Source organism: Paenibacillus arenilitoris, assembly GCF_014705655.1.
Lineage (GTDB): Bacteria > Bacillota > Bacilli > Paenibacillales > Paenibacillaceae > Pristimantibacillus > Pristimantibacillus arenilitoris.
In genome coordinates, this window is record NZ_JACXIY010000038.1 from 13,690 (window position 1) to 35,909 (window position 22,220).

The following is a 22,220-nucleotide window of genomic DNA, read 5'->3' on the forward strand; positions in this document are numbered from 1 at the left end:
AACAATGTCAAATCCACGTATAGAAATGGTGAAAAGAGGGTATTAGATCCTGATTTTCGCAAAAAGGGGAGAAAGGACCTGGTTGAACGGAGAAGAGAGCGTGCTACTAAAGTAGCTAATCGGTGAAATGGGAGCCCTGATCGCCTTATTCTTCCGATCGCTCGCCGGTTACGGTCATTGGCCTTGGTCATATGGGCCGAATGCTGGCAGCTGCATTTTTACGAAACGGCCATCCGACTACGGTATGGAACCGTACCTCCGGCAAAGCCGACGAGCTTGTCAGCCAAGGAGCGACGGTTGCCGATACGGCTGCCGATGCGGTTGAGGCAAGTCCGCTCGTAATCGTTTGTGTACTCGACTACAATGCCGTATACGCTATTCTTGAGAATTCGGCTGCTTCGCTGAAGGGGCGGACTTTGGTGAATCTGACCAGCGGTTCTCCCGATGGAGCGAGGCAAATGGCTGCACGGGCTGCAGATGGCGGATTCCACTATCTCGACGGTGCGATGATAGTGCCAGCCATCGGTCAGCCGGAAGCGTCTATTTTGTACAGCGGATCTGAGCACGCCTATCTTACACACCAGCGAACGCTAACGAGTCTGGGAGGCACGGCTTCCTATCTGGGTACCGATCCAGGCCGTGCAGCCGCATACGACGTAGCTTTGCTCGATATTTTCTGGACAGCGATGACCGGCTACATCCACGCCCTCGCCCTAGCCAGTGCGGAGAACATCACGGCGACGCGCCTCGTGCCGTATGCTCGGAGCATCATCGGCATGATGCCCGATATAATGGCCGAATTTGCGAATCAGGTCGACAACAGCCATTACCCGGGAATGAATCCAATCTCATCTCCACCGGGGCTGTAATGGATAACATTATCCATGCCTCCAAAGCCCGCGGCATCGACGTTGGCGTAATGGACGCCGCAAAATCTATCGTCCGTCAGGCGATCGACAGGGGCTACGGCAAGCAAGACTTCTCGCGTTTGGCAGAGCTGATCCGGAACCCGTCCGCGTGACTGAGCGTCAGTCGGCACATTCCACTTGAGAGGAGCCGTTTCTATGAAAATAAGCCAATTGTCTAAAACAACAGGCGTCAGTATCCGATCGATCCGGCATTATGAAGCAACCCGTCTGCTCACTGCTTCCCGCCTTAAAAACGGTCACCGAGCGTTCGATGAGGCTGCCATTGAGCGGATCAAAACGATCAAAGCTTACTTGAACTTAGGTTTGACGACGAAACAAATAGAAGAAACGTTGAAGTGCACGGACGGTTATTTTGGAGAGCTCCCCCACACTTCCCTCAACACCAATCGAAATACATCATCTAGCCGCTGATCCTGTCCGCCATCCGCCGCTTGCATGCCCGAAGCCGTCCGGTCGTAATAGGCGATCCTCTCTTCCAGAAAAACGTTGATCGGGTTAATCCGCGGCTCGTAATCCATCTCGTCTCCTGCCCGTTTACGGGCTAGCAGATCTTGAATAACCGCCTTAAGCTCACTTCCCTCGGGCACTAGCGCATCGAGCAGCCGGTCGAATTCCATCGGAGGCATGGCGTTGTGCTTCTCGATCCATTCGCAGGCCAGTATCGGGCGGAGAACGTAGAAGTATTTTTTGATCTTCACCTGTTCGCCTTGCAGGTACTCCCGGTAATTCCCTTTCGCCATGTGCAGATAGTGGAAGATACACGACCTTGGGGAAAACGTAGATGGAGCAATGCGGCGAATCTGGTCCGCTGCCTCGCTGATCTCGCCGTAGACAATCGGGGACTGAAGCCACTCGAGCAGCGGCGGATTGGACTTGCGGAACAAATTCAACGCTTTCTTCAAATCCCAGCCGTTAATGTCCAGCATGTCGCTGATCGGCCGTTCGATCACGTCCCGCTTCTCGAAGATCGATAAGTACCACTCGACCGGTCTGACATAAATAAATCTTACGTCGTAGTCGCTATCCTTGGACGGGAAGCCCCATGCGCGGCTGCCCGACTCGCACGCGTACAATATCCGCACGTTTTCTTCCCGTTCGATTTTTCGCAATTCCTCTAGTATTTGCTGTCTTACGTCCGACATGCCGGTCTCCCCCTCTTTTGTCATATGAAATACTGCGCCGAATCCATAATTTACGCGAACCGTTGTAGACCCTTCATCATTGTCGCCGAGTTACCAGCTAACGAACAGGGTGAAAGTATGACGAACGAGGATAATCCGGTCCGTATGGTTTATCGTGCTCAACCTCGACCTATTCATTGTTCTCAAATAAACGCTTTATAGACGCAATAAGAGTTTGATCGGGTTCATAGTACTTCTTATTAACAAAATTAGGCGCGAAGGACAGCTTCTTTTTCTCTCCTTCAAACAATGAAACCGAAAACAAAAAACCATCTTTCTTGCTCTGATTGTCCAAAGAAAATAAAGTACTAGACTGAATAATAAAGTATTAGACAAGGAAAATATAGTTGTAGACTGGGAAAATAAAGTATTAGACTAGCGATAGCGTTAAACTAACTGGCAGTTTACGCTAATGATTGAGGCGAAAATTTATTAAACATCGAATATGCCAATTAAGCAGAACGTATTGAATATATTCTATAGACTTCTCTCCAATAAGGCTCCAACTTGTTTAGCCATGGTTTGCGGCGGATACGGCATTCCATTTCTAATCCACCATTCAATTTACCCCTACATAAGCGGTGCCAGCATATTGCAACATAACATCTTCACTTAAGTCCACATTTCGCCCACTTTCTCTATCAATCTCGCCCTTGAATCCTTCCATAATGTAATTAAGAAGCCGAGTCCTAAAACCGGGGGCTCCTTTACTGGCTAACATGGTTGAAAAGAATAAATAATTTTTCTCAAAATACTCAAAAAAAGGGGCAAGCCCATTGCTCCAATCAAGCTTACATGCCCATTCATCCATCTCACCTAATTCATCCATGTGCGATTCGATTAGTTTATCCAACAAATCGTATTTATCCTGATAATGAAGATAAATGGTTCCGCGGTTTAGGTTTGCCTGATCTGCAATATCCTGAATAGTGATCTCATCGAAACTTTTCTTACTCATTAATTCAATAACAATCCCAAAAAGAAGTATATTCACCTTCGGTCGTATCCCGTATAATAGAATGGTTATCGAACAAGAAGTTTTGGAGACGCGTTTCAAGAACGGAGGAGAATGATGAGCAGAGCCAATATGCAAACATGGAAAGGACGAGCAGTCAAGCTGCTTCTAATCGTACTTGTGGTCATGTCGGTGAACGGCATGGTTCCCCTGCTGCCGGCAGACTGGGGGAGCCGCGCTTACGCGGCGGCGGAGAACTATACGATCGACACGATCGCCGGAACAGGTGCACCGGGCTTCTCCGGAGACGGAGGGCCGGCAGCTTCGGCCCATATCAACATCGTGTACCACATTGCCGTAGACGCAGCCGGAAATCTGTATTTTGCGGATTCGTCGAATCATGTGATTCGGAAAGTGGATACGTCCGGCATCATCACGACGGTAGCCGGAAGGCCCGGGGTCGAGGCGAACTGGAGCATCCCTTCGGGGGACGGCGGACCGGCGACTTCGGCTACATTGCGATTCCCTGGGGGCGTGACCTTCGATAGCGCAGGGAATATGTACATAACGGAACTCGGCTACGAGCGCGTACGCAAGGTGGATACGAACGGCATCATCAGTACGGTGGCCGGCTCGAGCACGGGCGCTCAGGGCTATGCCGGCGACGGCGGACCGGCGACTTCGGCCCTGCTGAACAATCCGGTGGATGTTGCCGTGGACAGCGCCGGCAATTTATATATCGCGGAAATTTTTAATCATACCATTCGGAAAGTGGATCAAACGACAGGCATCATCACCACGGTAGTCGGGACGGGAGCTTCAGGTTTCTCGGGGGACGGCGGACCGGCGACTTCGGCGCAGTTGAATACTCCGTATTCCGTTGACTTTGACGACAGCGGGAATCTGTACATCGCGGACCTCAATAACAATCGGGTGCGGAAAGTAGAAACGTCAGGGAACATCAGTACGGTGGCCGGCACGGGAGTTGCCGGCTATTCCGGCGACGGCGGTCCGGCGACGGCGGCCAATATGTGGAACCCGATCGGACTCGCCGTAGACGACGACGGAACGCTATACGTCGCGGAGAACAGCAATCACATCGTTCGGAAAATAAGTCCGACCGGCATCATCACGACCGTTGCCGGGACCGGCACTTTCGGCGATTCCGGTGACGGCGGGCCGGCAAAGGCGGCGCAATTACGCGTCCCTCTCGGGATCGATCTCGATCATAACGGGAACCTGTTTGTGGCGGACCGCGGCAACCACAAGATCAAAAAGCTTGAAGCGGTTACCCACACGGTCACGTTCGGAAAGAACGGCGGGGATACGGAGGCGACTCCCTCGACCTTGATCGTGACGGACGGCGACACAGTGGCAGCTCTCCCCGCGCCGCCGACCCGTCCCGGCTATGCGTTCGCGGGCTGGAATACGCTGCCGAACGGGGGTGGAACCGTCTTCGACGCGACGACCGTCGTGAGCGGAAATGTGACCGTCTACGCCCAGTGGAGTCTGAACCCTCCCAATGCTCCCGCCAATTTCAGGGCTTCTCCCGGAAACGGCCAAGCGTCTTTGACCTGGGACAGTGTCACTTCAGCCGTCTATTACAGCCTTTATATCGGCACTGCATCCGGTGCGTACGACCCCTTGCCGTTGACCACGGTGACGGGAGTGACCTATACGGCGACGGGTCTTGTCAACGATACGACTTATTATTTCGCGGTGAAGGCGCATAACGCCGCAGGAGCCAGCGGATTTTCGAACGAAGCGCGCGCGACGCCGCGCGCACCGCAAGCGCCTTCGACGCCGGACTCCGGTTCCGAATCCGGACGGCCTACGGTTCAAGTCGTAGACGGCAACAGCGGTTCCATTGTATCGACCGCATACATCTTGCGTTCATCCGATGCCGACGGACGCCGGCAAGCAGAAGTCGAACTGACAAGAGATCAGGCGGCCCATGCAGTCGAAAGGCTGAAGACGCTCGAGTCCGATTATGCGAAAATGCTGATTACGGATGTCCAGGAAAGGGACGCAAAGTTAATTGCGAAGTTCCCGAAGGCTTCGGCCGATCTGCTGTCCGAAAGCAAGATCCGGATGGAGATTTCAGCGACGCGGGCGCGTGTCGTCATTCCGGATACAACGTTCGAAGGGGTCACGGACGGGCTTCGTTTCCGCATCGAACCGGCCTGGGATGAGGACCTCGCATCGATCGAAAGGCTGGCAACGACGGATCCGCTCGTACTCGAAGCCGCGAGAGGCGGCACGGTCGAAACCGTCGGCCGTCCGATGACGATCGGATCGAACGCGACCAGCGATAGATACGAGGCGATTCTGCCGCTGACCGGTGCGACGCTTAACGACGAACAGCTGAAGAGAGTCGCGGTCTTCGCGTTGTATGACGACGGTACGAAGGAGCTGGCGAGAGGAAGCATCGTCCCATATGACGGCGAAGATCGGCTTGGGATCCGCTTTCCCGTCTCCGCCGGCAAAACGGGCACGTTTACCGTCATCCGTTGGATGAATCCGGTGCATCAAGCGTTTCTGTTCGGTTATGCCGACGGGACGTTCGCTCCAGACCGGAACGTAACCCGCGCGGAAGTCGCCGCGATGCTGGTCAGGGTTTTCGACCGGGATGAGGATGCGGCGCCTGGAGAGTTCCCGGACGTGGGGGATGGACATTGGGCCAAGGAGTACATCGACCGCGCCTCCGGCATGAGCCTCATGATCGGATATCCCGACGGCATCTTCAAGCCGGACGCGACGATCACACGGGCGGAGATGGCGAGCGCGATCGCCCCATTGCTGCCCGAAGTAACGGGCGCAAGCGCGGGATTTACCGATACCGAAGGAAGTTGGGCGAAAGCCGTCATCGAGAAAGCGAATGCGGCAGGTATCGTATACGGGTATGAGGACGGCACGTTCCGCCCGAATTCGTCGCTGACCCGCGCCGAGGCGGTCACGATGCTCGACAGGCTGCTGGGCCGCGGACCGCTGATCGGAGCGCCGCAGCAATGGCCGGATGTCACGCAAGCCCACTGGGCATACGGTTATATCCAGGAAGCATCCATGGACCATTCATACGAGAAGCAGCAGGACGGCACGGAGAAGTACATTCCGGAACCGTAAACCGGTTCCCGCAAGCCCGTTCTATCGGACGGCTGGGCCAACGCCCGTCTCCGGTTGAACGGGCTTGCTCTGTTATTAGGATGAAACCAAGGAGGCTTTCCAAGTATTTGGTATTGAGAGAGTGTTTCACACTAGCGGAGGTGGCGAAGAACCGACTACCCCGGGGGGATTTTGGCAGCAATGCCATGCCAACGGCGAGGTAGAGAGACTCGCTGCCAATGCTGGTGAATTGCCTGCATATTTGAGCAAGGATTTATATAAAGTGCATGCGGTTTGCAGTTATCGAAAAACTGATAATGATACGTTTCCATATATGCGTTGTTCATTTAAGAGTGAGTCCAGTGATACGGATGGATATTCGGAAATCACGATCCCTTCGCCGTAAGAAAAACCTCCTGAAAAGGAAAGCCTAGGACGTGCCTTTACAACTCGTCTGGGTAACTGTTCCTTAGATAAAAGTCAAGTCATTCCGCTAACGGGGACGTTAGTTGAATGATACCAGCAGCAGTCTAAGTCTTTATTTTTCAAGTCTTGGTCCGCAGCTGTTTCTTTTAATGGATCAGTCTAAAACTCTTTTTTCAAAATCTGACGATTTTTCAATTCAAAAAACGCGTCAAATCAATGACTCCAGTCTAATTCTTTATTTTCATCTGGACAGACCCGAACGGCTATCCACTGGCATACAGACAGGAAAACGCAACTTCGTTGCATTCAAATTCGATCTCGACCTCATCTTCTCTGCGTACGGCAATCGAAATGATTTCGCCATGAATCGGCTGGAAGGTATAGTAGTGATAATGCTCATCCATTACTCTTTCTCCGTGAACGGGTACGGCAAAGGACAAGGGTGAAAGCGAAAATCCTTTGCCAACTGCTTTCATCACGGCTTCTTTGCGTGTCCAGACTCTATAGAACGCCTCAACCTTCTTGGCATGGGATATCTCTCCTTCGATAAGCATTCGCTCCCGAGGCACAAAGACGACCTTCATGACATCCAGAGGATTTTGGGTTATCCCTTCCACATCAATGCCCGCCTCGTCGATAGAAGAAATCACGCAGGTCACCATCCTTTTCGAATGGGACAAGTTGAAAAATAGGGGATCGATCCCCCTTTCCTTGACGTGCTTTGGATGCAAATATAGTTTGCCGAATGGATTCTTCTCAAAGGCTACCTTCTCCGGTTGAATCTCGAGCCTCTGCCCCAGCAACTTTTTCAACAGCAATCTTCCGGTGTAAAATTCGATTTTTTTATAATCGACCCGATACCGTTCATAGATCGTTCTTTCTTCTTTATCCAACAGATCGAAATCATCTATCCAATCCGATAAGCTGATCTCCTCGGGGATTTGTACCCAGTATACGTTCAGGATTGACTTCACTTTCATTCGTTCGCACCCGCTCCCAATTGAGTCCCAACCCTCTCTTTCCCTTGTGCCGCTTGCTTCCGTTGCTGTTCCAGGTTCTTCGTAATGACCATAAACGGGATATGTACGACAATTTTCAGCAGCATACCGGTCCCAAAGAAAATAACGGCATACAATAAGGAATCCAGGCTGAATAAATAACCGAAAATCAGAAATCCGAACAATCTGGCCAACCCGTTCAACAGCATCATTCCCGCTCCATATCGGCCGAAGAGTTCTCTTGGCACCACCGTTTGATAAAAGGTGGCAAAAAAGACCAGATAAAAACTAAAGGCCAGGAACAGCAGGAAGCTGATCAGACCGAAAAATAAGACAGGATAATAGTCACTGTCCTTCAATAGTTGGATGAAATCCGGATTGCCTAAAAATAATAACGGAATAACGGGCACGCACATGCCCAGGATACCGATTCCGATATTGTTGGCTACGCCAAATTTCTTCATCGGAGGCACAATGAAGATCGCAAGGATCGCTCCTATCGTTGAAATGCTTTCTACGATCCCATAATCGGTCTCCTTGCCGCCTAGTATCGTTACAATGATATAAGGAAAGCCCAATAAGATAAACGGATACATAAAAAAGTGAGTCAAAAAGGCATTGGAAACGATCGAAGTCAATCGTTTGTCTATAAAAAAGACTTTAAACCCCTCCCACATATCTTTAAACAAATGGATCTGTCTGAATATTACGCCCTCTACTTTCGGAATGACCATAAAGAAGATGGCCAGAGCGGAGATCAGGAAAGTAAACCCGTTAACCAATAACACAGGTCCGATTCCTACCAAGCTATAGACAAGGGTTCCAAGAAAAGGGGCGAGGATTTTCATCGTTTCGTTAATCGTTTTTTCAAATGAATTGGCGGAAACAAGCTCTTCTTCCTTTACTACGCTAGGCAGCAGAGATATAAATACAGGACCGTAACAGATTTCACAAGTGGATATAAATAAGACCGTGAAATAGATAAAGGGCATCGTGATCGTCTCAAATAAACTAAAGACAAATAAGCCAATACAAAGCATGCCTCGCAATACATCCAGCAGAATCATCCATTTTTTCTTGTCGAATCGATCCGCTAATACGCCGGCAATCGGACCCACGATGAGATAGGGAACCATCCCCAGCGCTAAGACCGCCGCAAATTTCTCCGCCGATCCTGTCAGGTTCAACACATAGAGGGCGAATGCCGCATTCAAAAAGAAGGTGCCGAATAAAGAGGTAGCCTCCGAAATAATTAATAACGCAAAGCTGCGTTGTCTAAATAATGAGAAATTCATCTTCTTATCTCCCACCTTCTTTGCAAGAAAGGGACTAGACAAGTTCTCCACTTCCTGCCCATCCTGCTTGAGAGGGCATCCATGAAGAACTGTCTTGGTCCTTATCGCCTCGGCGTTTATCCTTTGCTCGGTTCAAGCTGCTCCGCTAAAGATTGGACGATTTGCATGTATTGCTGCATCATTTCTATTATTTTCGCTTTGTTTAAACGGGCATTGTACATACACTCCGCATACAGATGGGTTGGATGCTCGTGGAGCACTAGAAGCAGGTCGCACATCTCCGCGAATCTCATTTCTGAAGCAGAAGCGCTACTGCTCATAAATCCAGGGATCAAAGCATGTTCATCCTTCGCGATCTTCATAAACGCCGGATCCATGGATGGATCCTTCGGGGAAGCCGCTTCTTCTACCTGATCCTGTACGATTCGGAACAGGTCCAACAGCTTCTCCATCTTCCTTAAATCGATGGTTACGAGATGGATCCTGCCGTCCCAGCCTGTAATCGCCGGGATCGTGATTTGTTCCCGCTCCGTAAGCTCGGCTTGCAGATAGAGGAACAGAGCGAGCATGACTACCGATTGATTAAGCCGCATGCTCTCGGCAGCATCTCGTATGGACGCAAACCATTCGCCCTCAATGGTGAAATTCAATGTACCCTTTAATCCTTGGTCCGCAGCGAAGTAGTCTTCAGGATACGGGATTGCTTCTATATTCGATGTTTGATCCTGGCTGGCGGTTTGTCGAATATACGCCGCTAATTTCGAAATCGACGGGTAAGCAAACAAATGGATCACCGTCACGCCGGCATACACCGGTTCAATGAGACTATGCATCCGGATCAACGACATCGAGTTCCCGCCGATATCAAAGAAGTTATGATGCGTTCCTACCCCCTTAATCCCGAGCACCTGCTCCCAGATTTGAACGAGATCTTGTTCGATTTGATCGAATGGCGGTGTAGGCGGGGCTTCCAATGCGATTCCCGCGACTTCAGGCAAGGCTCGCCGATCGACTTTCCCGTTTGGCGTAAGCGGGATCCGATCCAATACCGCAAATTGTGCCGGAATCATATAGTCCGGTACTTTCTCCGCCAAATAATCCCGCAGCGCGGCAAGGGTAAGCTCTTCCTCCGTGACGATATAGGCGACAAGCGATTGACTATCTTTACAGATGACCGCTGCTTGACGAATCGACGGGTGAAGAAGCAAATGGCTTTCGACTTCTTCAAGCTCTACCCGATAGCCTCTGATTTTCACCTGATGATCGGCACGACCAAGGAATTCGACTCTTCGATCCGGCAATAACCGTACGATATCTCCGGTACGATAGATTCGCTCTCCATCCACAAAAGGATTGGCTACAAATCTCTCTTCCGTCAGCTCCGGACGATGGAGATAGCCTCTCGCGAGCCCCGCTCCCGAGATAAACAATTCGCCGGGTACACCTGCGGGCACAGCCTGAAATTCCGAATCCAGAATGTATATTTTAGTATTGTTTATTGGTCTTCCGACCGGTATACCGACTCGATCCGCCAATTGCTCCGGATCTACGAACCCTGCAATTGCGCCGACGCAGGCTTCTGTCGGTCCATAATGATTCATGACTTGAACATGCGGATACGATTGAAGGAAGCCTCTCATTTCCTCCGCATTCATCGATTCACCGCCCAGTACCACTAATCGCAGCGTTTCACACGCTTTCCGCCAATGCTCGAAAGAGGCATGCAGCATCATGCGAAATAGCGACGGCGTCCCTTTGATAAAACGAATGCGATGGTCGCCCAAGTAGGCTAATAACGCCTCCGGAATCCGCACCAGGTCCTTATCGGCGATATGAATCGCGCATCCGTTTAATAAAGAGGAATACAAGCTGGTATAGCCAAGGTCAAAGGCATACGAGGAGAGCAGAATCGTACGATCGTCAGCGGTCAGCTTCGCCGTCTCCGTAAACCAGGCGACATAGTTGACCATACTCCGATGCTCGATCATCACGCCTTTTGGATTGCCCGTGCTGCCGGATGTATAGATGACATACATCAAATCGTCCGGCTGATTCACGCTCTCCGGATTCGTTACCTGCTGTTTGGCAAGCGTTGGATCATGAATATCGATCCTCTTGCCTTTGTAATCGGCTGGATCCGGCAAGCTGCTTTGCGTAATCAACATAGGAGCGCCGCTATTTTCCAGTAAATAGCGGACTCGTTCCGCTGGCAGCTCCGGATCCACCGGGACGTAAGCTCCGCCTGCCTTCAAGATGCCCAGAATGCCGACGACCGCTTCAACCGATCTCTCTACCATCAATCCCACGATCGTATTGGCCGTTACTCCCTCGTGACGAAGCAGCCACGCCAACTGATTGGCTCGTTCGTTTACTTGAAGATAGGTTAAGCTGACCTCGCGATGAACAACGGCTATCCGATTCGGGGTTTGGCGCACCTGTTCTTCGAATAACTGATGAATGGTCCGATCGGCCGGAGCCGCTGCCTCCGTCTCATTGAGGCCGAAGAGGATCTGTTGTTTCTCCCTATCGGTTATCATTTGGATACTTGCCAAGCTCTTCTCCGGCCGGGCCAGGATGGATTGAAGAATTCGCCGGTAGTGCTCGGCCATCTGTTCCATCGTTTCTTTAGTAAACAACCTCGTTGAATATTGGAAAGTAAACCGGAGCTGTTCATCGATTTCTTGCGCATATAAACTAAGATCAAACTTGGCGAACGGATAAGGCGCCTCATAAGGCTCAAAACGGATTTCATCGGTGCCGCTTTGCGGAATAGCCGGATACTCCATCGAAAACAGGACATCGAATAACGGATTTCTGCTGAGATCCCGTTTTACTTTCAACCGATCGACCAAATAATCGAACGGATAATCTTGATGACGATACGCCTCCAATGCTTGCGATTTCACCTCGCCTGCATACTGCAGGAAGGTTTTGTCGCTTCGAGGATTCGTACGGATAGCCAACGTATTGACAAGCATTCCGACTACATTCTCTGCATCCGCGTGCGTTCGGCCGGCGATTGGCGTACCGACGATCACATCCTCTTGACGGCTATATTTGGCCAGCAGCACGTTGAAAGCCGCCAATAGAACCATATAGCTCGTCGTGCCGGTATATTGCGTCAGTTTCCTTAAACCGGTCATGACAGAAGAGTCCGCAACGAACGATACGGAAGCCCCGTCGAATGGTTGAACGGCGGGACGCCCGAAGTCTGTCGGCAATTGCAGAACGGGCACCTCATCTATAAATTGGTTCATCCAATAGGATTCTTGCTGCTTCATGGCTTCGGATTGCAGCAGCTGATTGTGCCAGGAGGCATAATCTTTGTATTGGATTTTTGGCTCCGGTAGCGGACGTCCTTCATAGATCACAATGAGCTCGCGAAGGATGACTCCGATCGAGGCTTCATCCGAAATAATGTGATGCATATTCAGGACAAGAATGAAGTCCGTTGCCGTACGTTCCAGAACGGTCGCTTGAAAGAGCGGCGCTTGTTTTAAATCAAACGATTGGTTTACCAGCTGTTGTATCCAAGCTTCTTCGGTTTCAGATGAAACCGGCATGAAATCGACCGTGAATGGAACGGTCGGATGAACCTTCTGTACGACATCGCCATGAACCAGCTCGAAGCCGGTGCGTAACGATTCGTGCCGATCAACCAGCGTCTGCCAGCTTTCCTGGAATCGTCCCCGATCTACATTTCCCCTGATCCTAACGGCAATAGGAATGTTATACAGCCGTTTGTTATCTACAATCTTATCCAAGGTGAACATTCGTCTCTGCGCGGAGGATGCCGGGTAGTACTCCTGCGGCTCAACGACTGGAATGTTCTCGTACTGCCGTACTTCCGCCTGCATGACAAACTGAGCCAGCCTTTCAACCGTCTGATGCGTAAAAATATGTTTGATCTCTATTTCCACTTGTAATTCCTTGCGCAATTTACTGACAAGAATGGTTGCCTTCAAGGAATGACCGCCCAGCGCGAAGAACGATGCCCGGACGCTAATCCGCTCCAGCCCCAATACTTCTTGCCATACGCTGGCCAGCTTGGTCTCCCACTCATTGCGAGGCGCGATCCACTCCTGTTCAAGATAGCCTCCGGCTTGCGGTGCCGGCAGCTGCTTGCGGTCGACCTTGCCGTGCGCGGTCAGCGGGATTTGTTCCAGCTGTACAAAATAGCTGGGAATCATAAACGCAGGCAACGACTCGGCGGCATGCTCGCGCAGATCGGACACGGATAATGGCTCCGAGCCGATCACATAGGCGCACAAATATTTATCATGCTGCTCTCCTCTTGCGATGACGACGGCTTCTTTCACATTCTCCAGCTGCAATAAGCTGTACTCGATCTCGCTAAGCTCCACCCGGTAACCGCGGATTTTGACCTGCTGATCGATCCGTCCGAGAAACTCAAGCGTACCGTCGGGGAGCCATCTGGCTTGATCGCCTGTTTTATATAGTTTCTCCCCTGCTTGGAACGGGCTCTCGATAAATTTCTCCTTCGTCATTTCAGGCTGATTGAAGTAACCTCGGGCAACGCCTTCTCCTCCAACCCACAGCTCGCCGGGTACGCCGACCGGACGCAGCCATTCCGTCTTTGGATCAACGACATAGGCGGTGGAGTGGCGCAGCGGTTTACCGATAGGAAGAGAAGAATCGAAATCGCGATTCACCTGATAGGTTGTCGAAAACGTCGTATTTTCCGTCGGTCCGTACGAATGGATCACCTTCAGCTTCGGACAATGCTTTCTCACCACGTTCACATGGCTTGCCGATACGACGTCTCCGCCCACCAACAACGTCCGGACCGTGGAGAACATCTTCGGATTCCCTTGCGATAATTGACTGAACAAAGGGGAGACCAGATGGACGATATCGATTTGATTGTCTGCTAATTCACGCTCTATTTGTTCAGGATCCAGCAGCTTCTCTTTACTTAGCAAATGGAGCGTTAACCCGTTTAATAACGGACCCCAAATTTCCAAGGTGGAGATATCGAAGGCAAAGTTGCCTGTCATCAGAAGGCGGTAACCTGGCATAAAGTCAATAAAATCTTGCTGGATGACTAGTCGAAGGACGTTGCGGTGCTCGACCATCACCCCTTTTGGTTTTCCCGTTGAACCCGACGTATAAATGATATAAGCCAAATCTGACGGATCGTTCACATCCGGTAAATTGTGCGGATAGTTTGCCTCGTCTGACGGATGGCATAAATCAATCACTTCGCCTGCGTAATGGAAGCGCCCGATCCATTCCGGTTTGGTTAATAGCAAGGATGCTCGGCTGTCCTCAAGCACATATTCGATTCGCTCGGCAGGATACTCGGGATCGATAGGCAAGTAAGTCCCCCCAGCCTTCAGAATAGCCAGCGTTCCGACAGCCATCTCGATGGAGCGTTCCACCATAATGCCTACGATAGATTCCCGTACAACCCCTTTTGCCCGCAACCTGTGCGCCAATCGATTCGCTTCTTCATTTAACTCCCGGTAAGTCAGTTGCATTCCTTCATAAACAACGGCGCTTTGATCGGGCGTTTTTGCCGCTTGCTCCTCAAACCATCGATGGATGGTCTTGGACCGCAATACAGCCGACTCTTCTTCTGACTCCGGCGGGTTAAATATCGTGACAATCCGATTTCTTTCCGCTTCCGTCATTAAGTCCTGTTCTTCATAACGTGCCATAGGATCTTGAATCATGGACTCCAATGCCTTCCGATAATAACCGGATATCAAAGCCATTTGTTCTTCACAGAACTGCGTATGATCCCATTGGATTAATAATTGCAGGTGATCAGACCGATCTAATCTGAACTCTGCCGACATCGCAAAGTTATTATAGGTTCTCTCGGAAAACGCCAGCACATGGAAATCGTCCAAATCCTGCAAGGAATCAAGAATATGAAAATGTGTAAAGTTAAAGATCACTTCATATAAGGGGCTTCCGCCCGAATCCTGCTGAATTTGCGCCAAAGGATAACGACGATACGGCAAATAGGATTGCTCCTGTTCAAAGACTTGATGGATGAGATCCGTCCAGGTACCGCCGGACAAGGCAACTCCAAACGGCAAGGCATTGAGGAAAAGTCCCAGCGTTCTTTCGCCGTCATGGCCTTCCGTTCGTCCGTTAAACGGCACGCCCGAAACGACCTCCGACTGTCCGCTAGCCATCTGCAGCACACGGAAATGGGCAGCGAGCAATATACTTTTTAACGGCACTTTCAGCTGATTGGCAAGCTGTTTCACCGAATCGGATACAGCTAGCGGAATCTCGACTCCCCTTTCGCGGATTTGGTGTCGCTGCTCCGTCTTGGCTTTGTGCCAACGGGGAAGCTCATGGAACGGGGAGGAGGAGACTTGCTCTTTCCAAAACCGTTGATGCTCCTCGGACCGCAGCGCCTCTCCTTCCATCGCGACATAATCACGAAATTCGGCTTGCGGCGCCTGCCCCTTATTTTCTTTGCGATTCATAAAGGCGACATAAAGTCGGAATACCTCGGCAAATAAAGATGCCACGCTCCATCCGTCTAATATCGCATGGTGTTCGATGCAGGTGAACTGGAAGGTCTCCTCCGAGCGGAGATGAATCACGATTTTAAACAACGGAGCCTTGGTCCAGTCGAAGGAAGCCGTTTCTTTGTTCTCCTTCCAGTCTGTGAGCCATTGTTCTTGCTGCGGTGACGACAGATGGCGCAAATCAACCACTTCGAAAGGCAGCTCCACCTCTTCATGTACCAGCTGCAGGGGGCGGGTATATTGGGTTAAATCAAACGAAGTACGCAATACGGAATGATCGTTCATTAAGCCGGCAATCGCTTGCTCCCATGCTTGCAGATGAAAGGGAGCCTTCAGGAGGTATGAAGAAACATTGAGATAAGTCGTTGCATCCTGCCGATAACTGCTATGAAATAACATTCCCTCCTGGAGCTTGGTCAATGGATAGGCATCCCTAACACCCGCAGGCAAACGGGTACGGTCCTCCTCCGTGATCAGCTGGAACGGTGCAGTGACAGGCAGGCGATCTTCCATCCGGTTTGAACTTTCAATGATAGGAGCTAATTCGCGAATAGTCTGGTAACGAAATAGATCCTGCACCGTCAGCGTATACCCCAGCTTTCGCACATCGCCCAAAATTCGAATGCTCAAAATGGAGTCGCCGCCCGCTTCGAAGAAATTATCTTCAACGCCAATCGGTTGAACCTGCAGCACCTGCTCCCAGATTGCAGCTAATTTCTTCTCTAAATCCGTGCGGGGAGCGACATAACTTCTTGGAACAGCTGTAAAATCAGGCGCCGGCAAAGCGCGATAATCCACTTTTCCATTATGGTTGAGCGGAATGGCGCTTACTTCAACAAATGCCGCAGGGATCATATAATCAGGCAATTGCTCCTGTAAATAACGACGAAGATCATCCATCCGTTCGGATAATCGGGCCTCTTCCCCTGCCACATAAGCGACAATCCGGTTTCCGACCTGCTCATCTTCCTTCACGGCTGCAGCCGCTTCGCGAATGCCCGGATATTGGCTAAGGACCGACTCGATTTCCCCCAGCTCGATACGGAAACCGCGGATTTTCACTTGATGATCCATTCGTCCATGGTATTCCAGCTCGCCGCTTGGCAAATAACGGGCCAAGTCGCCTGTCTTATAGAGCCGTTCTCCGGCTTCATTGATAATAAATCGTTCCGCCGTTAATTCGGGCCGCCGTAAGTACCCGGGAGCGACACCTGCTCCGCCGACATACATTTCGCCTACTACACCCTTAGGTACAGGCTGAAGATGCCGATCCAATACGTATACCTGCAAATCGGGAATCGGAATGCCAATGACATTTCCTTGCCCTTCTTCAAGATCCGCCAAGGTAATCGGGCGATAGGTAACATGAACCGTCGTTTCCGTGATCCCGTACATATTGACCAGCTGCGGCGTTTGATCGCCATACCGCTCAAACCAAGGGCGCAAGCCTTGAAGATCGAGCGCTTCTCCGCCGAAGATGACATAGCGCAAGGAGGTTAACTTCCGGCCCGGGTCTGTTCTGGCCATCGCGATCAATTGCCGGAAAGCAGACGGCGTCTGATTCAACACGGTCACTTGTTCCTGTTGTAGCAGCTGATAAAAATCTTCCGGAGAACGGCTGATCCAGAACGGGACAATTACTAATTTTCCGCCATAGAGCAGAGCCCCCCAAATCTCCCACACTGAAAAATCAAAGGCATACGAATGATAAAGCGTCCATACATCGCGATCCGTAAATCGATACCAATCTTCCGTAGCGGCAAACAAACGCGTCACATTTCCGTGGTCGACCAATACGCCTTTGGGCTTGCCCGTTGTCCCGGAAGTATAAATGACATAAGCCAGTTGGCGTGCAGACACCGGCAGCTCCGGATTATTCTTGCTTTGCCGGCTGATCTTCTCCCAATCCGCATCAAGATGAATCGGCGTCACGGTCAGCGACGGCCAGCTTCGGCTCACTTCGCTCTGAGTCAATAAGGCCTTAACCTGAGAATCCCCCAGGATGAATTGTAACCGGTCGGACGGAATCTTCGGATCCAGCGGAACGTAAGCCCCTCCTGCTTTCAAGACGCCGACAATCGCAACAATCAGATCCAAAGAACGTTCCATGCAAATCCCGACAAGCGAATTTGCACGAACCCCTCGTTGCACCAGCTCATGAGCCAATTGATTGGCTCTTTCATTCAGTTCCTGGTAGGTATAGGCTTTCTCCTCAAAGACAACGGCAATTGCATGAGGCGTACGGGCAGCCCGTTTCTCGAATAATTGGTGAATCGCATGTTCCGTATCAAAATAACGTTTATTTTGCTTCATTCGGGCGGCTTCTTGCGCCGCTTCCTCCAATGTGACCATCTGTAATCGGGTCAGCCATTGATCCGGGGCTTCCGTTCCATGCCGAAGCAATCGTTCGAAATGACCGGCCATGCGCCGAATCGTCTCTTCCCGATAGAGAGCGGTATTATATTCGAAGGAGCATGTTAATCCGTTCGTCTCTTCCGCAATAGTCAAAGTCAAATCAAACTTTGCCGTCCGGTTATGAAGCAACACCGGGGTGCAGGTAACGCCTGGCAGCTCCCATGCCGCAACCGGCATATTTTGCAACACAAACATCACTTGAAAGAGCGGCGAATGGGCGGCGCTCCGCTCAATCTGCAATTCATCGACCACTTTGTCGAACGGAACTTCCTGATGATCGTAGGCGTCTAACGTGACATGACGAATGTGCTCGACCAATTGCCTAAATGACCAGCCTTCTCCAATTTGACTCCGCAGCGCTAACGTATTCGCGACAAAACCGATCAAATCTTCCATTCCGGCTTGATTTCGGCCCGCGACCGGGGTCCCCACGACCAGATCGTCCTGTCCCGTATAACGATAGAGCAGCGTTTGATACGCCGCGAATAAAGTCATAAATAACGTAACGCCTTCCTCTCTGCTGAAGGCTGCCGCGGCCTCTGTCCGTTCCGGGCCGATAGAGAAGGAATATGAAGCTCCTTGATAGGCTTGCACGGGCGGGCGGGGTCGATCTGCCCGCAATGGCAAGGCTGCCGGACTGCCTTGCAATTGCCGCTTCCAGTAAGCGAGCTGGTCCGCCCATTCGCCCGATTCGTATCTTTCTCTCTGCCACTCCGTAAAATCTGCATATTGAAGCGATGGTTCAGCTAAGCCGATCGGCTGGTCTTCAACGAAATGGCGATAAAAGGCCAGCCATTCTTTAATAAAAACAGCCATCGACCAGCCGTCTGTAATGCTATGGTGCATGGTAACGACCAGATAATGCTCATCCTGCGATACTTCCAGAAGGTGTGCTCGAAGCAAGGGACCGTCTTGCAAATCGAACAATCGGCTGGCTTCCGCCATCGCCCAAGCTTGAATCCAGCTTTCCTGATCCATGCCGGTTGAACGATCGAGGCGGGAGACAGGGAGCGATATCGATCGTTCGAGAGCAATGACTTGAACCAGTCGATCCTGCTCCATACGGAATGAAGTTCTAAGCGATTCATGCCGGTCAACAACGGCTTGCAAGCTTTTTTCCAAAGCGTCTCGATCTAAGACACCCTGCATACGGATCAGATAAGGCAGATTGTATAAGGGGCTATCGGGAGCCATTTCACGGAAAAACCATTGGCTCTGCTGAGCATCCGATGCCGGAAATACATAGTATGGTTGATGTTGTTCGTTCATTTTTTTGCTGCTCCTTATCCTTGAAGATGACGTGCCACCCGGTCTCGGGGAACGATGACATTGGAAGCCGTTCTTATCCCTTGCTTCCGCGCTTCCGTTATGACTTGCGCCTGCTCGGCAATCGTTGAGGCTTCGAACACCATTCGCTGAGTCAAATCGATTTGAAATTCCGAACGCATCCTTACAAGGATCTGTGCCGCCAATATCGATTGACCGCCTACGGCTAAGAACGGATCCTCTATCCCCAACGATTCCAGCTGTAGAACGTCGCGCCAAATCGCAGCCAATTTCTCTTCCGTTTCATTTCGTGGAGCAACCTGGGATGCTTGAATCATCTCCAGCTGAGGCAGAGCCCCGCGATCGATTTTTCCATTAGCCGTTAATGGGATTTGTTCCAGCGGTACGAAATAAGACGGAATCATATAGTCGGGTAATTTTTGCTGCAAATAAATCTTTAACTCTCTTTTCAATTGGGAATATTCCGTCTTGGTCGTAAAATAGGCGACTAATCGTAAATCATCAGCCGAGTTGAATGCCTTGGCAACGACCACCGCTTCCTGCACATCGGGATGTTTCATGCAAGTCGATTCAATATCTCCTAACTCAATCCGAAATCCCCGTATTTTGATTTGGTGATCCATTCGGCCCAAGTACTCCAGGTTGCCGTCCGCCGCATACCGGACCAGGTCGCCTGTGCGATATAATCGTTCATTCGATTGGTTGCGCCATACCTTCGAAATAAATTTTTGTTTCGTAAGCTCCTCCTGATTCCAATACCCCCGCGCTAACCCCGCTCCGCCCAAATACAGCTCTCCCGGCACTCCGACCGGAACGGGCAGCAAGTGTTTATCCAGTACATAAGCTTGCGTATTGGGTATCGGACGACCGATAAAAACGGGCAGCTCCGGCCCTCGATCGACATAGCTGAAAGTCGAATAGGTGGTATCTTCTGAAGGTCCGTATAGATTGATGACCTTCTCCACCGTTTCTATTTCATAGATTTGTTCGACAAGCGCGCGCTTTAACGGTTCGCCGGCCAAATTCACCGTCCGCACGGAGGCAGGGATTGCCTTCATCCTTACCAATTCCCGGATCGCCGACGGCACGGTATTGATTAAGGTGACCTCGCCGGCTGCCGGCAGATGAGGGAGCTGTAAAGCATTTTCGGCCAAAATCAAGGTTCCGCCCATACTCCAGGTGACAAACATTTCAAACACGGACAGATCAAAATTAATCGAAGTAGAGCCTAATACACCGGCCATCTCCTCCGGCGTATAGACTTCCTGAGCCCATTGCATTAAAGCAATGACGCTGCTATGCTCGACGGCAACGCCTTTCGGTATCCCGGTAGAGCCGGAAGTATAAATGACATACGCCAGATGATCCCCTTGAATCGGCGCCGGAATACGGGGAGGATGGCTTCCCGCCTCCCTAATGGCATCCCGATCCCGGTCCATGCACACCACTTCTATATCTCGCCCGGCGAAAGCTTCCGCCAAGGACTCTTGGGTTACTAATAGAGGAGCTTTCGCATCCTCCAGGATATAGGAGAGCCGCTCCGACGCATACGCGGGGTCCATCGGGACATAAGCTCCTCCAGCTTTCAAAATCCCCAGGATGGCGGCCGCCATGTCTATCGACCGTTCCATATGCACGCCAATCAAGGTCTCGGGACCAATCCCTTTTTGCAATAAATAATGGGCTACCCGGTTCGCGCGTTGATCCAGTTCAGCATAAGTGAGCCTGTCTGTGTCATGGACGATAGCCGCCGCATCGGGAGTCCGCCTGACCTGTGCTTCGAACCAATGCGGAATACATGGATTCTCCGCCGGCTTCGTTCCGGCGCTGTTCCATTCAAGCAGCAGCTGCGCCGCTTCTTGCCCGGTAAGCAGCGGAATTCGGTCCATTGGGACTTCCGGTTGATTCATATAACCCGCGAGTAACTGCAGCAAATGTCCTGACATACGCCTAATCGCGGCTTCTTCGAAATCATGTTCAGGATAGAGCAGCGACGCTGTCCATTTTGTCCCTTCTCGCGCAATTTCCAGCGTAACTGTACTTTTTCCCTGCAGACCGCCAAGAGAAGGAAGAGCCGAACAGGTAAATACAGAAGTCGTTTCATCCCGATCGAATAAAACGGTTTGCAGCATCGCGTGAACCGCTTTTACTTGGCCGCGAAAACCATTTATCTCCGAAAAATCGACAGCTAACGGAACCGCCTTGTCCTGCTCTCCTTCCCTCCCGATGCCGACAACGATCTGTTCCAGTCCCGTATAGCGATAAAATAAACCGGCCCAGGCTGTCAGCAAAGGAGCTTGAAGCTCTATTCGTTCTGTATGGCTAAACGAAATAAGCTTTTCAACAAGCTCACTTGAAAAACGAAAGGTAACGCATCGGCATTTCGTCGTTAACATAATTCCCTCCTCATCTGCCTCACGCATTCAAGCGCTCTTTGATTGACGAGATCCACGACTTCTTGGTCATGGTCGAGTAGATAAAAGTGACCCCCTTCAAAGAACCGATACTCGATTTGTTCGGTTGTATAGTTCCTCCACTCTTCCAGATTAGTAATCAAATGATCCCGTTTTCCATTGAAAATGGAGAGGTTACAGGGTAATGGGGCAATCTCCTCCTCCGCCCGATAGGTTTCTACCGCTTTCATATCGGCCCGGATAATCGGAAGAAACATACGGATAAAATCCGGATCATCCAGCAGCTCCTTGGGAGTTCCTCCGAATTGGAAAATCTCTTTCTTCAGCTCCTCGTCCGGTAATTGATGCCGTATTTTGTTCGCCGGCTGATGCGGAACGGATCTCCCCGAGAAAAAAACATGCAAGGGGCCTTGATTTCCACTCTGCATGAGCTTTCTTGAAAGCTCATAGGCAATCAAGCTCCCCATACTATGACCAAAGAGCATATAAGGCTTCTGCCCGATGTCAGGCTGAATCATGGAACATACATCTTCTACGATATCCGCTATATTCGTTAATAACGGCTGAGGAAGCCGCCTCCCTCGCCCCGACAACTCAATGGGTACGAGCTCGATCGCTTGATCCGCATACTTCAACCAGCTGTAATAAATTTGTGCCGTTCCCCCGGCGGGAGGAAAGCAATACAGTCTTATTTTCCGTTCCATGC

7 protein-coding genes and 3 pseudogenes are annotated in these 22,220 nt (G+C 50.9%); 3 read left to right on the forward strand and 7 right to left on the reverse strand.

Annotated elements, in window-relative coordinates:
* Positions 1 to 200: 200 nt before the first annotated feature.
* Together IDH41_RS25275 and IDH41_RS25280 are read left to right on the forward strand one after the other, a co-directional pair.
* Positions 201 to 1,021 (forward strand): annotated as a pseudogene (locus tag IDH41_RS25275) (NAD(P)-dependent oxidoreductase).
* Positions 1,022 to 1,064: 43 nt separating this feature from the next.
* Positions 1,065 to 1,340: a MerR family transcriptional regulator gene (locus IDH41_RS25280; protein WP_190866116.1), complete on the forward strand. Its 276-nt coding sequence runs from the start codon at positions 1,065 to 1,067 to the stop codon at positions 1,338 to 1,340.
* On the opposite strand, the gene IDH41_RS25285 is transcribed toward IDH41_RS25280, so the two are convergent.
* On the reverse strand, positions 1,277 to 2,071 hold the full coding sequence (locus IDH41_RS25285) for a nucleotidyltransferase domain-containing protein (RefSeq protein WP_190866118.1): 795 nt from the start codon (positions 2,069 to 2,071) through the stop codon (positions 1,277 to 1,279). The two genes, IDH41_RS25280 and IDH41_RS25285, sit on opposite strands and share 64 nt — an antisense overlap.
* Before the next feature lie 516 nt (positions 2,072 to 2,587).
* Positions 2,588 to 3,131 (reverse strand): annotated as a pseudogene (locus tag IDH41_RS25290) (TetR/AcrR family transcriptional regulator).
* A gap of 51 nt (positions 3,132 to 3,182) precedes the next feature.
* On the opposite strand from IDH41_RS25290, the gene IDH41_RS25295 reads away from it, so the two are divergent.
* Positions 3,183 to 6,188 (forward strand): NHL domain-containing protein, encoded by a 3,006-nt coding sequence (locus IDH41_RS25295; RefSeq protein ID WP_190866119.1) that lies wholly within the window; start codon positions 3,183 to 3,185, stop codon positions 6,186 to 6,188.
* Positions 6,189 to 6,856: 668 nt separating this feature from the next.
* Here the strand turns inward: IDH41_RS25295 and IDH41_RS25300 are convergent.
* The 5 genes and pseudogenes from IDH41_RS25300 to IDH41_RS25320 all read right to left on the reverse strand — a co-directional run bounded on the left by IDH41_RS25300 (position 6,857) and on the right by IDH41_RS25320 (position 22,218).
* Positions 6,857 to 7,573, reverse strand: coding sequence for a 4'-phosphopantetheinyl transferase family protein (locus IDH41_RS25300; protein ID WP_190866121.1), 717 nt, complete (start codon positions 7,571 to 7,573; stop codon positions 6,857 to 6,859).
* Positions 7,570 to 8,886, reverse strand: coding sequence for an MFS transporter (locus IDH41_RS25305; protein WP_190866123.1), 1,317 nt, complete (start codon positions 8,884 to 8,886; stop codon positions 7,570 to 7,572). The genes IDH41_RS25300 and IDH41_RS25305 overlap by 4 nt, the downstream gene beginning before the upstream one ends.
* A gap of 755 nt (positions 8,887 to 9,641) precedes the next feature.
* Positions 9,642 to 19,040: pseudogene (locus IDH41_RS25310) on the reverse strand (amino acid adenylation domain-containing protein); the annotation flags it as partial.
* A gap of 56 nt (positions 19,041 to 19,096) precedes the next feature.
* Positions 19,097 to 21,496, reverse strand: a complete 2,400-nt coding sequence (locus IDH41_RS25315; protein WP_190866127.1) for a non-ribosomal peptide synthetase — start codon at positions 21,494 to 21,496, stop codon at positions 19,097 to 19,099.
* Positions 21,490 to 22,218: a thioesterase II family protein gene (locus IDH41_RS25320; RefSeq protein WP_190866129.1), complete on the reverse strand. Its 729-nt coding sequence runs from the start codon at positions 22,216 to 22,218 to the stop codon at positions 21,490 to 21,492. The genes IDH41_RS25315 and IDH41_RS25320 overlap by 7 nt, the downstream gene beginning before the upstream one ends.
* Between the last annotated feature and the right edge of the window lie 2 nt (positions 22,219 to 22,220).